A 15,749-nucleotide genomic window follows, 5' to 3' on the forward strand; every position below is an offset into this window, starting at 1 on the left:
TCACGGGGGCTGAAAAACAAAAAGCCCTGCAGGGCAGGGCTTTTTGACGACTGACGCGAAGCCAGAAGGATGGCGGATTACTTGGTGCCGATCACTTCGATTTCAACGCGACGATCGGGCTGCAGGCATTCGACCAGCTTCTTGTTCTTGCCGCTGTCCTTGCCGAGGTTGTTGCACTTGCCGGTGGTCACGGGCTGCTTCTCGCCCTTGCCTTCGGTGTAAACGCGGTTGGCTTCGACGCCCTTGCCGACCAGGTAGGTCTTGACGGCGGCGGCGCGCTTCTCGGAGAGCTTCTGGTTGTAGGCATCACCACCGATACGGTCGGTGTGGCCAACGGCCAGGATGACTTCCAGCTTCATGTCCTTGGACTTGGCGGCCAGGTCGTCAAGCTTGGACTTGCCGGCGGGCAGCAGGACAGCCTTGTTGAACTCGAACAGGGTGTCGGCAGCCAGCTTGACCTTTTCGCCAACCGGGGCGACGGCAGCCGGAGCAGCGGCGCGGGCGCCAGCGGCCGGGGCGGCAGCGGGGGCGCACTTGTCAGCCGGGACGACGTCCTTGTCGCACTCGCAGCCGACCGGCAGGTTGCCAGCCATGGTGTTGGTGGCGGCGGCCGGAGTCCAGTAGCCGGTGCGCCAGCAGAGGTCGGTACCGCTACGAGCCACGACATTACGTGCGTCGATCACGTAAGGCACTTCGCCTTTCGTATCAACGACGATGTCTTTGGCGAAGCTGGCGGAGGCAGACAGGCCGAGGGCGGCCATCGCGGCGGCCATCAGCAGTTGTTTTTTGGCTTGTTTGATCATCGTTTTCCTCGTCGCAAGGCAAAGGGGTAGAACCGGAAAATTCTTAAATCGTGCTGGAGCTCGTGATGAACTCAGGCAGCATATCCAATTCATTGGCGGAGCCTATTCTGCCATAGCCGGGCCGTGCTCAATAGCTCCGTGTTGGTTATTTGCAACAGTCTGCCACCTTGCAGACGCTGCTGTCCAGCCACCCAGACGTCCGAAACGTCGTGCCGGCCGAGCACGTGAATGAGGTGGGAGACGGGGTGGAAGCAGGGCAGGGCGTCGGGGTCGGCGATATGCACGGCGCACAGGTCGGCGGCCTTGCCGGTGGCAATCGAGCCGATCTCGTGGTCGAGGCCGAGGGCGCGGGCGCCGTCGAGGGTGGCCATGCGCAGGGCGCGGTGGGCGGGCAGGGCGGTGGCGTCGCCGGTGCTGAGCTTGGCCAGCAGGCTGGCCTGCTGCATCTCGCGGAAGAGGTCGAGGCGGTTGTTGCTGGCGGCGCCGTCGGTGCCAAGGCCGACGTTGAGGCCCTTGTCGAGCAGGCGGGCGACCGGTGCGGCGCCGCTGGCGAGCTTCATGTTGGAGGTCGGGCAGTGGGCGACCGCGCAGCCATGGAGGGCGAGGCGTTCGATGTCGCCGTCGTTCAGGTGCACGGCGTGGACGCCGATCAGGTTGGGGCCGAGGAGCCCGAGGGTCTCCAGCCGGGTGATCGGCCGCTGGCCGCAGGTGCGCAGGCTGTCCTCAACCTCCTGGGCGGTCTCGTGGATGTGGATGTGGATGGGGAGTTCGAGCTCGTCGGCCAGCGAGCCGATGCGTTCAAGGGTGGCGTCGGCGACGGTGTAGGGGGCGTGGGGGGCGAGGGCGAAGCGGATCAGCGGATGGTCACGCCAGGCGTCGAAGGTGGCGAGCCCCTTGTGGAGGTAGTCGTCGGCGTCGGAGGCGTATTGCGACGGGAACTCGATGATGGTGATCCCGAGCACAGCCCGCAGGCCGACGCGGTCGAAGGCCTCGGCGGTGGCCTCCGGGTAGAAGTACATGTCGTTGCAGGTGGTGATGCCGCCGCGCAGCATTTCGGCGGCGGCCAGCAGGCTGCCGTCGCGGACGAAGGCGGTGGAGGCGTGACGCGCCTCGGTGGGCCAGATGGCCTCCTGGAGCCAGCGCATCAGCGGCAGATCGTCGGCGAGGCCGCGCATCAAGGTCATTGCGGCATGGCAATGGAGGTTGATGAGGCCGGGGGTCAGGATGTGCTCGGGCAGGCTGACGGTTTCGGCGGCGGTGTAGCGGAGGCGTGCTTCGGCGGTGGGCAGCACGGCGACGATGCGGCCGTTGTGGACGGCGACCGCGTGGTGCTCGAGGGTCGTGTCGGCGGGCTCGACGGGGATGATCCAGCGGGCTTCGATGAGGAGGTCGACCGGTGTCGGCATCATGGTGGTGAGGTCCGGGGCATGAAAAACCCCGCCGTGGCGGGGTTTCGGGGCAAAAGCCAGGGCGAGCCGAGCTTACTTGGCGGGGCCCTTGACGTCCACGGTGACGCGGCGGTTGGGGGCGAGGCATTCGATCAGCTTCTTGCGGCCGAGCTTGTCGTCGCAGCCCTTGATCGGCTGGGTCTTGCCGGCGCCCATCGTTTCGACATTGGCGGCCTTCACGCCCTTGGCGAGCAGGTAGGCCTTGACGGCGTCGGCGCGCTTTTCGGACAGCTTCTGGTTGTAGCCCTGGGCGCCGAGGCGGTCGGTGTGGCCGGTGATGATGAGCGTGTCGACGGCCGCGCAGTTGCCGAGCTTGGCGATCACGGCGTTGTCGAGGGTGGTCTTGGCCGAGCCGGTGAGGGTGGCCTTGTTGAAGGCGAAGGTGCTGTCGGCCGACAGGTTCACGCTGAAGTCGCACTTGGCGGCGGCAGCCGGGGCTGCAGCGGCGACCGCGGCGGGGGCGTCGGCAGCGCCACGGGCGGCGGGGGCGCAGGTGTCGGCACCGACGACGTCCTTGTCGCACTGGCAGCCGACCGGCAGCTCGCCGGCCTTGACCGCGCCTGCCGCGGCGGGCGTCCAGTAGCCGGTGCGCCAGCAGAGGTCGAAGCCGCTGCGGGCGACAACGTTGCGCTGATCGACGACGTAGGGCACTTAGCCCTGGCCGTCAACGACGATGTCCTTGGATTGGGCGGTGGCGCCCAGGCTGGCGAGCATCAGCAGGGTAGCGGATGCTAGGCGGAATTTGACTGCGTTCATGGATTTCCTCCTCGAATCGATGGGGCTTTCTGGGGCGCCCGTATCGTGATGATTTGCGTGGCCGGATTAGAGCACACGAGGGCAGCGGATAACAACGCAGGCAGTGGGGTGTGGGTGCCGCCGGCCACAGCGGGCGGGCAGGAACGGGCTGGCGCGGCGTGCTAGAATCGCGTTTTTTCGTCTCTTCGACGAATAGTCGATTTCCCGCGGTGCCATGATCCCGTTCGCCAAAGAAACCATCCCCATCAGCCTCGAAGACGAGATGCGCCACGCCTACCTGGATTACGCGATGAGCGTGATCGTCGGGCGGGCGCTCCCCGACGTGCGTGATGGCCTGAAGCCAGTGCATCGCCGCGTGCTGTTCGCGATGCACGAACTCGGTAACGACTGGAACAAAGCTTACAAGAAATCAGCGCGTATCGTCGGTGACGTGATCGGTAAGTATCACCCCCACGGCGATCAGTCGGTGTACGACACCATCGTGCGGATGGCCCAGGATTTTTCCCTGCGCTACATGCTGGTCGACGGCCAGGGCAACTTCGGTTCGGTGGACGGCGACAGCGCGGCGGCGATGCGTTACACCGAAATCCGCATGGCCAAGATCGGCCACGAGCTGCTCGCCGACATCGACAAGGAAACCGTCGATTTCGGCCCCAACTACGACGGCTCCGAAAAAGAGCCGCTGGTGCTGCCCTCGCGCATCCCCAACCTGCTGATCAACGGCTCCGGCGGCATCGCGGTGGGCATGGCGACCAACATCCCGCCCCACAACCTCGTCGAGGTGGTTGACGCCTGCCAGAAGCTGCTGGCCGAGCCGGACGTCAGCATCGACGAGCTGATCAAGATCGTCCCCGCGCCGGATTTCCCCACCGCCGGCCTCATCTACGGCCTGGCCGGTGTCCAGGAAGGCTACCGCACCGGCCGCGGCCGGGTCATCATGCGGGCGCGCACCCACTTTGAAGACATCGGCAAGGGCGACCGCCAGGCGATCATCGTCGACGAGATCCCCTACCAGGTTAACAAGAAGAGCCTGATCGAGAAGATCGCCGAGCTGGTGAACGAAAAGCGCATCGAGGGCATCAGCGACATTCGCGACGAGTCCGACAAGTCGGGCATGCGCGTGGTGATCGAGCTCAAGCGCAACGAGATGCCCGACGTGGTGCTGAACAACCTGTTCAAGCAGACCCAGCTCCAGGACACCTTCGGCATGAACATGGTGGCGCTGGTCGATGGCAAGCCGCGGCTGCTCGATCTGCGCCAGATGCTCGATTGCTTCCTGGCCCACCGCCGCGAGGTCATCACCCGCCGCACCATCTTCGAGCTGCGCAAGGCCCGTGAGCGCGGTCACATCCTCGAAGGCCTCGCGGTGGCGCTGTCCAACGTGGACGAGATCATCGCGCTGATCAAGGCCGCGCCCACGCCGCCCGACGCCAAGCGGGCGCTGATGGCGCGCCAGTGGCGCTCGCCGCTGGTCGAGGAGATGCTCGCCCGCGCCACCTCCGACAGCTTCCGCCCCGAAGGCCTGGCGCCTGAATACGGCCTGTCGGCCCAGGGCTACCGGCTCTCCGAGGCCCAGGCCCAGGCCATCCTCGAGCTGCGCCTGCAGCGCCTCACCGGCCTCGAGCAGGACAAGATCGTCGGCGAATACCGCGACGTGATGGCCCTCATCGCCGACCTGCTCGACATCCTGGCCCGGCCCGAGCGCATCACCGCGATCATCAGCGACGATCTTTCGGCCATCAAGCAGCAGTTCGGCGACCCGCGGCGTTCCGAGGTGGTGATGAACACCGCCGAGATCAACATCGAAGACCTGATCGCGCCCCAGGACATGGTGGTCACCCTGTCCCACACCGGCTACTTCAAGCGCCAGCCGCTCACCGACTACCGCGCCCAGAAGCGCGGCGGCCGTGGCAAGCAGGCGGCGGCGGTGAAGGACGATGACTTCGTCGACCAGCTCTTCGTGGCCAACACCCACGACCACATCCTGTGCTTCTCGAACCGCGGCCGGCTCTACTGGCTGAAGGTGTATGAGGTGCCGGAAGGCAACCGCAACGCCCGCGGCCGGCCCATCGTCAATCTCTTCCCGCTCCTCGAGGGCGAGAAGATCACCGCGGTGCTGCCGGTCAAGGAGTTCGACGAAGGTCACTTCATCTTCATGGCCACGGCCCAGGGCACCGTCAAGAAGACCCCGCTCACCGACTTCGCCAACCCGCGCAAGGCCGGCATCATCGCCGTCGGCCTCGACGAGGGCGACTATCTGGTCGGTGTCGCGATCACCGACGGCCAGCACGACGTGATGATGTTCTCCGACGCCGGCAAGGCGGTGCGCTTCAGCGAGAACGACGTCCGCCCGATGGGCCGTCAGGCCCGCGGCGTGCGCGGCATGATGCTCGAGGACGGCCAGACCGTGATCGCCATGCTGGTCGCCAGCGACGAAGAGCAGGGCGTGCTCACCGCCACCGAGAACGGCTTCGGCAAGCGCACCCCGATCGGCGAATACACCCGCCACGGCCGCGGCACCAAGGGCATGATCGCGATCCAGACCTCCGACCGTAACGGCAAGGTCGTCGCCGCCACCCTGGTGACCGAAAAAGACCAGATCATGCTGATCACCACCGGCGGCGTGCTGGTGCGCACCCGTGTCTCCGAGATCCGCGAAATGGGCCGTGCGACCCAGGGCGTCACGCTGATCTCGGTGGACGAGGGCAGCACCCTCTCCGGCGTGCAGAAGATCCTCGAGGGCGACGAGGAAGATCACGAGGACGGCGAGGTGAGCGGCGAGGCCGGCACCGAAGCCTGAGCAGACTGAGGCAGGAAGGATTCACACGATGCGGATTTTCAATTTCTCGGCCGGCCCGGCAGTGTTGCCGACTCCCGTGCTCGAACAGGTGCGCGACGAACTCCTCGACTGGCACGGCCGCGGCATGAGCATCATGGAGATGAGCCACCGGGGCAAGGATTTCACCGGCGTCATCGAAGAGGTCGAGGCCGATCTGCGCGAGCTGATGGGCATCCCGGCCAACTACAAGGTGCTCTTCCTGCAGGGCGGGGCGACCCAGCAGTTCGCCCAGATCCCGATGAACCTGCTGGCCGGCCGTTCGGCCGACTACGTGCTCACCGGTTCCTGGTCCAAGAAGGCGTACAAAGAGGCCCAGCGCATCGGTGACGTGCGGGTGGCCGGCTCCACCGAGGCCGACCGCTTCACCCGCGCGCCGCGCGCCGACGAGCTTCAGTTCGACCCCCGGGCCGCCTATGCTCACATCTGCACCAACGAGACCATCCACGGCGTCGAGATGTTCGAGCTGCCCGAGCCCCCCGCCGGCGTACCGCTGGTGGCCGACATGAGCTCCCACATCCTGTCGCGCCCGATGGATGTCTCGCGTTATGGCCTGATCTACGCCGGCGCCCAGAAGAACATCGGCCCGGCCGGCCTAGTCATCGTCATCGTCCGCGAAGACCTGCTGGGCAAGGCGCTGCCCACCACGCCGAGCGTGATGGACTTTGCCACGATGGCCGAGCACGGCTCCATGCTCAACACCCCGCCCACCTTCGGCATCTACCTGGCCGGGCTGGTGTTCAAGAACCTCAAGGCCCAGGGTGGGCTGGCGGCCGTCGAAGAGGCCAACATCGCCAAGGCGAATCTGCTTTACAGCGCCATCGACGGCAGCGGCGGCTTCTATGTGAACCCGGTCGAAGTGGCCAGCCGCTCGCGCATGAACGTGCCCTTCACGCTGGCCGACCCGGCCCTCGATGCCGACTTCCTGGCCGAAGCCGCGGCACGGCAGTTGTCGGGCCTCAAGGGGCACAAGTCGGTGGGCGGGATGCGTGCCTCCCTCTACAACGCGATGACCATCGCCGGCGTCGAGGCGCTGGTGGATTTGATGCAGGATTTCGCCGCCCGCAAGGCGTGAGCGGCGCAGCTTTTCAGGAGACCGCATGAACGAGGCGATGCTGAAGGAACTGGGCGTGGTTCGCGACCAGATCGATTCCATCGATGCACAACTGCTGGCGCTGCTCAACGAGCGCGCCCGCTGCGCCGAGCACGTGGGCGAGATCAAGTCCCGCTACGGCGAGGCCGGCCACGTGTACCGCCCGGAGCGCGAGGCCCAGGTGCTGCGCCGCATCCAGGATCTCAACCAGGGCCCCCTGCCCAACGAGAGCGTCACCTTCTTCTTCCGCGAGGTCATGTCGGCCTGCCTGTCGCTGGAAAACCCGCTGGGCATCGCCTTTCTCGGGCCGCTGGGCACCTTCTCCGAGAGCGCGGCGGTCAAGCATTTCGGCCATGCGGCGCGCCTTGTACCGCAAACCACCATCGACGACGTGTTCCGCGAGGTCGAAGCCGGCCATGCCCAGTATGGTGTGGTGCCGGTCGAGAACTCCACCGAGGGCGCGGTCGGCCGCACCCTTGATCTGCTCCTTGGCTCGCCGCTCAAGATCTGCGGCGAGGTCGTGCTGCGCATCCACCAGCACCTGATGAGCCGCGAGACCAGCCTTGGCGCCATCACCAAGGTGTATTCCCACGCCCAGTCCCTGGCCCAGTGCCACGAGTGGCTGAACCGCTCGCTGCCGGGCGTGCCGCGGATCTCGGTGGGCAGCAACGCCGAGGCCGCGCGGCTGGCGTCCGTCGAGCCCGGCGCCGCGGCGATCGCCGGCGAGGCCGCCTCCGAGCGCTACGAGTTGCCGCGTCTCGTCGAGAACATCGAGGACGAGCCCAACAACACCACCCGCTTCTTCGTGCTCGGCCGCCACGACGCCGGCCCCAGCGGCGCCGACAAGACCTCCCTGATCATGTCGGCCACCAACCGCCCGGGCGCGGTACATCTGCTGCTGGCGCCCCTGGCCGCCGCGGGCGTTTCGATGAGCCGGCTGGAATCCCGCCCGGCCCGCGCGGCGCTGTGGGAGTACGTCTTCTACGTCGACATCGAAGGGCACCGGGACGAGCCGGCGGTCAAGACCGCCCTTGCTGCCCTCGCTGCCGAAGCTGCTTATCTCAAGATCCTGGGCTCCTACCCCCAGGCCGTGTACTGATTCCAACTGGAGTGATCGATGCGTCTGTGTGACCTGGCTCCCGCCCATATCCGGGCCATTTCCCCCTACCAGCCCGGCAAGCCGATCTCCGAACTGGCCCGGGAGATGGGCCTGGACGAGGCCTCCATCGTCAAGCTCGCCTCCAACGAGAACCCCCTCGGCGTCGGCGAGAAGACCCGCGAAGCCATGCAGCGCGCCCTCGCCGACATCGCCCGCTACCCGGACGGCAACGGCTTCGAGCTGAAGGACGCCCTGTGCCGCCGCTACGGCGTGGCGATCGACCAGATCGTGCTTGGCAACGGCTCCAACGACGTGCTCGAGATGGTTGCCGGCGCCTTCCTCGGCCCCGAGCGCGAAGCCGTCTTCGCCCAGCACGCTTTCGCGGTGTATCCGCTGGCCACCCAGGCTGCCGGTGCGAAGGGCATCCAGGTGCCAGCCAAAAATTTCGGTCACGATCTCGACGCCATGCTGGCGGCGATCACCCCGGCCACCCGCGTTGTCTTCATCGCCAACCCGAACAACCCGACCGGCACCTTCATTCCCGGCCCCGAGCTCGAAGCCTTCCTGGCGCGCGTGCCGGCCGACGTGCTGGTGGTGCTCGACGAGGCCTATACCGAATACCTGGCGCCGGACCAGCGCTACGACGCGATCGGCTGGATCGCCCGCTTCCCCAACCTGCTGGTGAGCCGCACCTTCTCGAAGGCCTACGGCCTGGCCGGTCTGCGGGTGGGCTACGGCCTCGGCAACCCTGCGGTCATCGACCTGCTCAACCGGGTGCGCCAGCCCTTCAACGTGTGCAGCGTCGGCCTCGCCGCCGCCGCCGCAGCGCTCTTCGACGACGACTTCCTCGAGCGCAGCTACGTGGCCAACGCCGCCGGCATGCAGCAGCTCACCCAGGGCTTCCAGCGCCTTGGCCTCGACTGGATCCCGTCGGCCGGCAACTTCGTGACCTTCAAGGTCGGCGATGGTGCCGCGGTCAATGCCGCGCTGCTCGCTCAGGGCGTGATCGTGCGGCCGATCGGCGGCTACGGCATGCCCGAGTGGCTCCGCGTGTCCATCGGCCTCGAGAGCGAGAACGCCCGCTTCCTCGAAGTCCTGCCCGACTGTCTGGTGTGAGCGTGGCCGGCGTGAAGAAGGTCGGCAAGCTCGTCATCTGCGGCGTCGGGCTGATCGGTGGCTCCTTTGCGCTGGCGCTGCGCCAGGCGGGCCTGGTCGAGCACGTTGTCGGCATCGGCCGGCGCCCCGAGCCCCTCGCCGCCGCCCGTGAGCTGGGCATCATCGACGAGGCCGCCACCGACTGGGCTGCAGCCCTCGCCGGCGCCGAACTCGTGCTGCTGGCGATGCCGGTCGGCCAGATGGCGGCGGTCGCGGCGGCCATCGCGCCCCATCTTCAGGAAGGCACCATCGTCACCGACGCCGGCAGCACCAAGCGCGACGTCATCGAGGCGATCTACGGCCACCTGGACGCGCACCTGGCCAGCGTTGTGCCGGCCCACCCCATCGCCGGGGCCGAGAAGAGCGGCCCCACCGCCGCCCGCGCCGACCTCTACAGGCAGCGCAAGGTGGTCGTTACCCCGTTGCCCGAGAACAACCCGGCGGCCGTCGCTCGTGTGCGTGAGCTGTGGGCGGCCTGCGGCGCCGTGCTCCACGAGATGAGCCCTCAGGATCACGACCGGGTCTTCGCCGCGGTCAGCCATCTGCCTCACCTGCTGGCCTTCGGCCTGGTCCACGACCTGGCCGGGCGGGCCAACGCCGAGCAGCTCTTCAGCTACGCGGCCAGCGGCTTCCGCGACTTCACCAGGGTCGCCGGCAGCCACCCCGAGATGTGGCGCGACATCTGCATCGCCAACCGCCAGTCCCTGCTGGCCGAGCTGGACGCCTACCTTACCGAGCTCGCCTACCTGCGCGCCCTGCTTTCCGAGGGCAACGGCCCGGCCCTCGAGCGGGTCTTCGACGCAGCCAGCCGCGCCCGCAACACCTGGGCCGACAAGGCCTTTCCCGCCCCGCCGTCGGGCGAGTGACCAAAGGATCTTCCATGGAATTCATCGATCTGCCGCCGATGCTGCAGGCCGCCGGCAGCGTGCGCCTGCCCGGCTCCAAGAGCATCTCCAACCGCGTGCTGCTGCTGGCGGCGCTGGCCGAGGGCGACACCCTGGTCGAGGCGCTGCTCGACTCCGACGACACCCGGGTGATGCGCAACGCGATCGTCGCTCTCGGTGTCGAGGTGGCGGAGGAGGGCGAGGCGCTGCGCGTCTCGGGCTGCGGCGGGCGTTTCCCGAAGCTTAGGGCCGATATTTTCGTTGGTAACTCCGGGCTCAGCATCCGCACCCTGGTGCCGGCCATCGTGGCCTGTCTGTCGGGCGGTGACGATGCCGCGGCCGAGGTGCGCCTGTCCGGCGTACCGCGCATGCACGAGCGTCCGATCGGCGATCTCGTCGATGGCCTCAAGCAGCTGGGGGCCCGGGTCGAGTGGCTGGGCGAGCCCGGCTACCCGCCGCTGGCCCTCAAGCCGGCGCTGCTGGGCGCGGAGCGGGTGAGCGTGCGCGGCAACGTGTCGAGCCAGTTCCTCACCGGCCTGCTGCAGGCTGCGCCGCTGGTGGCGCGGGATAAGCCGCTGGTCATCGAGGTCGAGGGCGAGCTGATCAGCCGGCCGTATGTCGAGATCACCCTCAACCTGATGGAGCGTTTCGGCGTGCGCGTCGAGCGCGAGGGCTGGAGCCGCTTCACGGTGCCGGCCGGCCAGCGCTACACGTCGCCGGGGCGGATCGCCGTCGAGGGCGACGCGTCGACGGCCAGTTATTTCCTTGCCGCCGGGGCGCTGGGCGGTGGCCCGGTGCGGGTCGTCGGGGCTGGCCGCCAGAGCATCCAGGGCGACGTGAAGTTCGCCGACGCGCTGGCCGTGATGGGCGCCGAGATCACCTGGGGCGACGACTGGATCGAAGCCCGGGCGCCGGCGTCGGGCAAGCTCAAGGCCTTCGACCTCGACCTCAACCACATCCCCGATGCGGCGATGACGCTCTCTGTTGCGGCGCTCTTTGCCGACGGGCCGAGCACCCTGCGCAACATCGGCAGCTGGCGCGTCAAGGAGACCGACCGCATCGCCGCGATGGCGGCTGAGCTCCGCAAGCTCGGTGCCACGGTCGACGAGTTCCCCGAAGCCCTGCGCGTGACGCCGCCAGCCGAGCTGCGTCCGGCGGTGATCGACACCTACGACGACCACCGGGTGGCCATGTGCTTCTCACTGGCGACCCTCGGCGGCGCGTATGTGCGCATCAACGACCCAAAGTGCGTCAACAAGACCTTCCCCGAATACTTCCAGACCTTCGCCGGCATCACCCGCCCGGTGCCGGTGCTTGCCATCGACGGGCCGTCCGCGTCGGGCAAGGGCACGGTGGCGGCCCGGGTTGCCGCGGCGCTGGGTTTCGATCACCTCGACAGTGGCGCGCTGTATCGCATCGTCGCGCTGGCGGCCCTCGAAAAAGGTGTCGCCCTCGATGACGAGGCGGCCCTGGCCGGCCTGGCAGCGGCGTTGCCGGCGCGCTTCGAGGGCGACAAGGTGCTGCTGGACGGCCGCGACGTGAGCGACGCGATCCGCAGTGAGGCCTGCTCCGTCGGTGCTTCCCGGGTTGCCGCGCTGCCGGCCGTGCGGGAGGCACTGTTCTGGCGCCAGCGCGCCTATCGTCGCGGGCCTGGCCTGGTGGGCGAGGGGCGCGACATGGGCTCGGTGATCTTCCCGGATGCCCAGGTCAAGATCTTCCTGACGGCCTCCGCCGAGGCGAGGGCGGACCGCCGGTATAAGCAGTTGATCGATAAGGGAATGCCTGCTAACATGGATGATCTTCTGAGAGACTTGCGCGAGCGCGACGAGCGGGATTCCCGGCGTGCGGTGGCGCCCCTCCGGAAAGAAGACGATGCAGCGCTTCTCGATACCTCCGACATGACCGTCGGTCAGGCGGTTGATTTCGTGATGGCCGAGGCCGCTGCACTCAGGTAAGCCGCTTCAAAAGTTCAGTCCTCCAGCCCCAGGTCGGGCGCTGGAGGTTTTTCAACCAGGAGCCGTTTCGCGACGGTTGTAAGGTTCTTTTTCCCTATGTCCACTGCCACCCCTGTTTCCCTCGAGGATAGCTTTGCCGCGCTGTTCGAGGAGTCCCTCAATCGCCAGGAAATGCGCGCCGGTGAAGTCATCACCGCCGAAGTCGTGCGCATCGACCAGAACTTCGTGGTCGTCAACGCCGGCCTGAAGTCCGAGAGCTACATCCCCGTCGAAGAGTTCCGCACCGACCGTGGCGAGCTGACCGCCCAGATCGGCGACTACGTTCAGGTTGCCATCGAGCAGCTCGAGGACGGCTACGGCGAGACGCGTCTTTCCCGCGACAAGGCCAAGCGCATCGCCGCCTGGAACGACCTCGACAAGGCGCTCAACGACGCGATCCTCGTCAAGGGCATGATCACCGGCAAGGTGAAGGGTGGCCTGACCGTCATGGTCAACGGCATCCGCGCCTTCCTGCCGGGTTCGCTGGTGGACATGCGTCCGGTCAAGGACACCACCCCGTTTGAAGGCAAGGAATTCGAATTCCGCGTCATCAAGCTCGACCGCAAGCGCAACAACGTCGTCGTGTCCCGCCGCGCCGTGCTGGAAGCCTCCATGGGTGAAGAGCGTCAGAAGCTCCTCGAAACCCTCAAGGAAGGCACCGTCGTCAAGGGTATCGTCAAGAACATCACCGACTACGGCGCATTCGTGGATCTGGGCGGCATCGATGGTCTGCTGCACATCACCGACCTGGCCTGGCGTCGTGTGCGTCACCCGTCCGAAGTCCTGTCCGTCGGCGACGAACTCGAAGCCAAGGTGCTCAAGTTCGACCAGGAGAAGAACCGCGTCTCCCTGGGCCTCAAGCAGCTGGGCGAAGATCCGTGGGTCGGCATCTCCCGTCGTTACCCGCAGGGCACCCGCCTGTTCGGCAAGGTGACCAACATCACCGACTACGGCGCATTCGTTGAAGTCGAGCAGGGCATCGAGGGCCTGGTCCACGTGTCCGAAATGGACTGGACCAACAAGAACATCCACCCGACCAAGGTTGTCCAGCTGGGCGACGAAGTCGAAGTGATGATCCTCGAGATCGACGAAGACCGTCGCCGCATCTCCCTGGGCATGAAGCAGTGCATGTCCAACCCGTGGGACGATTTCGCCATCAACCACAAGAAGGGCGACAAGGTCCGTGGTCAGATCAAGTCCCTGACCGACTTCGGCGTGTTCATCGGCCTGGAAGGCGGCATCGACGGTCTGGTTCACCTGTCCGACCTGTCCTGGTCCCTGACCGGCGAAGAAGCCGTCCGCCAGTACAAGAAGGGCGACGAAGTCGAGGCCGTGGTGCTGAACATCGACGTCGAGAAGGAGCGCATCTCCCTCGGCATCAAGCAGCTCGAAGGCGACCCGTTCACCAACTTCATCGCCACCCACGACAAGAACACCCTCGTGAATGGCACCGTGAAGACCGTGGATGCCCGTGGTGCCGTGATCGCCCTGAACGACGACGTCGAAGGCTACCTGCGCGCTTCCGAGTTCTCCCGCGACCGCGTGGACGACCTCTCCCTGCTGCTGAAGGTCGGTGAGTCTGTCGAGGCCCTGATCATCAACGTGGATCGCAAGACCCGCGGCATCAATCTGTCGATCCGTGCCAAGGATCAGGTCGAACAGAACGAAGCGATGAGCAAGCTGGCGTCTGACAGCGGTTCCGCTGCCAGCGGCACCACCAACCTGGGTGCGCTGCTGAAGGCCAAGCTCAACGAGCAGAAGTAAGCGGTTCGGGCATGACCAAGTCGGAGCTCATCGCCCGGCTGGCGGAGCGTTTTCCCCAGCTGGTCGCGAAGGACGCCGAGTTCGCGGTAAAGATGATTCTCGATGCGATGACCGACGCCCTGTCGCGGGGTGATCGCATCGAGATCCGCGGTTTTGGCAGTTTTGCCCTTAATTACCGTCCGCCCCGTGTGGGGCGCAATCCCAAGTCCGGCGAAAAGGTGCAGGTACCCGAGAAGTACGTGCCTCACTTCAAGGCCGGCAAGGAGTTGCGGGAGCGTGTGGACATGATGGGCTGAGTCCCGTCAGGCCCCACCTACCCGGTGGCCATTGGCTAAATACAGAAGGCGGCGAAAGCCGCCTTCTTTTTTTTGTGCACGTCAGGGATAATTTCAGGAATGCGCTTGCTTATCTGGATCTTCCGGCTGTTTCTGTTCCTGCTGCTCTTTGGGTTTGCAGTGAAGAACGACGACGTGGTCGTCCTGCGTTTCTTTTTCGGTACCCAGTGGCACGTGCCCCTGGTGCTGGTGATCCTGTTGTTCGTGGTTCTCGGTGTATTGATCGGCGTGACGGCGACCGTCGCCACGCTCTACCGGCAGCATCGCGAGATCGGCCATCTGCGCCAGGAAAAGGGGCGCGCAGCGCCCAGCGAAACGCGTAGCCAGTTACCTCTGGCCCATGGCCCCGATCTGCCGGAGACCTACTGACTCCATGGAATTCGAACTCTGGTGGCTGCTCGCGTTTCCACTGTTTTTCGTGCTGGGCTGGCTCGCCGCCCGCATCGACATAAAGCATGTGGTGAAGGAGTCGCGGGCGCTGCCGCGCACCTACCTGACCGGCCTCAACTTCCTGCTCAACGAGCAGCCAGACAAGGCCATCGACGCGTTCATCGAGGCGGTCAAGATCGACAACCAGACCGTCGAGCTGCATTTCGCGCTGGGTAGCCTGTTCCGCCGCCGCGGCGAGACCGACCGGGCGATCCGCATGCACCAGAATCTCATCGATCGCGAGGATCTTTCCGACGAGCAGCGTCAGCACGCGCTCTCCGAGCTCGGCCTGGATTTCCTCAAGGCCGGCTTGCTCGATCGGGCCGAGGCGGTCTTCGTCAAGCTGCGCGGCACTCGCTTCAACGAATTCGCCCTCAACAACCTCCTCGACATCTATCAGCAGGAGAAAGACTGGAAGAAAGCCATCGAGATCGCCGAGGCGCTGCCCCACCACGAGGGCGTGCTGTGGGAAAAGGAGGTGGCCAACTTCCACTGCGAGCTGGCGGCTGCGGCGATGGCCAACTCCCGCTTCGACGAGGCGATGGAGGGGCTGGGCCGGGCCCTCGCGCTGAACCGCAAGTCGGTGCGCGCCAACATGCTGATGGGCGATCTGTGCGCCTCCCGCGATGATGATCGGGCCGCCCTTGAGGCCTGGAAGATGGTGGAGAAGCAGAACCCGATCTACCTGGCGCTGGTCGCCGAGCGGATCATGGACGCCTACCGCCGCTTGGGCGAGCTGGAGCAGGGCATCCAGCTCCTGCGCAGCTACCTCGACAAATACCCGTCCCTCGACCTGCTCGACGCCCTGTTCCAGTGGGAGCTGCAGAAGGAGGGGCCCCAGGTCGCCTACCAGCTCGTCCGCGACGAGCTGCGTCGCAACCCCACGCTGCTCGGGCTGGACAAGCTGCTCGAAGCCGCGCTACTCACCGCGTCGGCTGAACAGCGCACCGACATCGAGCTCGTCAAGAGCCTGGTCCACGGGCACACCCGCCGCGTCGCCCGCTATCGTTGCGATACCTGCGGCTTCAAGGCCCGGCAGTTCTACTGGCGTTGTCCGGCCTGTGGCGGCTGGGAGACCTACCCGCCGAAGCGGACCGAAGAGTTCGACCTGGTCCCCTGAGCCGCCCCGGCCTGGGCCAAGCTTGCAAGTCCT

Annotated in this window: 13 protein-coding genes; 10 read left to right on the forward strand and 3 right to left on the reverse strand. The window is 66.4% G+C overall.

Annotation, left to right across the window (positions count from 1 at the left end):
• Positions 1 to 77: 77 nt before the first annotated feature.
• The 3 genes from ZRA01_RS03910 to ZRA01_RS03920 form a co-directional block, all read right to left on the reverse strand.
• Positions 78 to 803 (reverse strand): OmpA family protein, encoded by a 726-nt coding sequence (locus ZRA01_RS03910; RefSeq protein WP_141349499.1) that lies wholly within the window; start codon positions 801 to 803, stop codon positions 78 to 80.
• 89 nt (positions 804 to 892) lie between these two features.
• Positions 893 to 2,209, reverse strand: a complete 1,317-nt coding sequence (locus tag ZRA01_RS03915; protein WP_141349563.1) for a TRZ/ATZ family hydrolase — start codon at positions 2,207 to 2,209, stop codon at positions 893 to 895.
• A gap of 75 nt (positions 2,210 to 2,284) precedes the next feature.
• Positions 2,285 to 2,902 (reverse strand): OmpA family protein, encoded by a 618-nt coding sequence (locus ZRA01_RS03920; protein WP_307724336.1) that lies wholly within the window; start codon positions 2,900 to 2,902, stop codon positions 2,285 to 2,287.
• Positions 2,903 to 3,221: 319 nt separating this feature from the next.
• Between ZRA01_RS03920 and gyrA the strand changes: the two genes are divergently transcribed.
• From gyrA to lapB, 10 genes are all read left to right on the forward strand, one after another.
• Complete coding sequence (gene gyrA / locus ZRA01_RS03925) at positions 3,222 to 5,807, forward strand: DNA gyrase subunit A (protein WP_141349501.1); 2,586 nt, start codon at positions 3,222 to 3,224, stop codon at positions 5,805 to 5,807.
• A gap of 28 nt (positions 5,808 to 5,835) precedes the next feature.
• The gene (gene serC, locus ZRA01_RS03930) at positions 5,836 to 6,918 is read left to right on the forward strand and encodes a 3-phosphoserine/phosphohydroxythreonine transaminase (protein WP_141349503.1); all 1,083 of its coding nucleotides are present in this window, start codon (positions 5,836 to 5,838) and stop codon (positions 6,916 to 6,918) included.
• 37 nt (positions 6,919 to 6,955) lie between these two features.
• The gene (gene pheA, locus ZRA01_RS03935; protein WP_141349565.1) at positions 6,956 to 8,035 is read left to right on the forward strand and encodes a prephenate dehydratase; all 1,080 of its coding nucleotides are present in this window, start codon (positions 6,956 to 6,958) and stop codon (positions 8,033 to 8,035) included.
• Positions 8,036 to 8,053: 18 nt separating this feature from the next.
• Entirely contained in the window at positions 8,054 to 9,151 is a 1,098-nt protein-coding gene (hisC, locus tag ZRA01_RS03940) for a histidinol-phosphate transaminase (RefSeq protein WP_141349505.1), read from the forward strand.
• A gap of 11 nt (positions 9,152 to 9,162) precedes the next feature.
• Positions 9,163 to 10,056, forward strand: a complete 894-nt coding sequence (locus tag ZRA01_RS03945; protein ID WP_141349567.1) for a prephenate dehydrogenase — start codon at positions 9,163 to 9,165, stop codon at positions 10,054 to 10,056.
• A 14-nt stretch (positions 10,057 to 10,070) separates the two neighbouring features.
• Positions 10,071 to 12,029, forward strand: a complete 1,959-nt coding sequence (locus ZRA01_RS03950; protein WP_141349507.1) for a bifunctional 3-phosphoshikimate 1-carboxyvinyltransferase/cytidylate kinase — start codon at positions 10,071 to 10,073, stop codon at positions 12,027 to 12,029.
• A 96-nt stretch (positions 12,030 to 12,125) separates the two neighbouring features.
• Positions 12,126 to 13,832, forward strand: a complete 1,707-nt coding sequence (gene rpsA, locus ZRA01_RS03955) for a 30S ribosomal protein S1 (protein WP_141349509.1) — start codon at positions 12,126 to 12,128, stop codon at positions 13,830 to 13,832.
• Between the two features lie 11 nt (positions 13,833 to 13,843).
• Positions 13,844 to 14,128 (forward strand): integration host factor subunit beta, encoded by a 285-nt coding sequence (locus tag ZRA01_RS03960; protein ID WP_079434022.1) that lies wholly within the window; start codon positions 13,844 to 13,846, stop codon positions 14,126 to 14,128.
• A gap of 99 nt (positions 14,129 to 14,227) precedes the next feature.
• Positions 14,228 to 14,536 carry a lipopolysaccharide assembly protein LapA domain-containing protein gene (locus ZRA01_RS03965; RefSeq protein WP_141349511.1) on the forward strand — a complete coding sequence of 103 codons (309 nt, stop codon included), beginning with the start codon at positions 14,228 to 14,230 and terminating at the stop codon, positions 14,534 to 14,536.
• 4 nt (positions 14,537 to 14,540) lie between these two features.
• Complete coding sequence (gene lapB, locus ZRA01_RS03970; RefSeq protein ID WP_141349513.1) at positions 14,541 to 15,716, forward strand: lipopolysaccharide assembly protein LapB; 1,176 nt, start codon at positions 14,541 to 14,543, stop codon at positions 15,714 to 15,716.
• Positions 15,717 to 15,749 lie beyond the last annotated feature (33 nt).

The organism is Zoogloea ramigera, from assembly GCF_006539865.1.
Taxonomy (GTDB): Bacteria; Pseudomonadota; Gammaproteobacteria; order Burkholderiales; family Rhodocyclaceae; genus Zoogloea; species Zoogloea ramigera.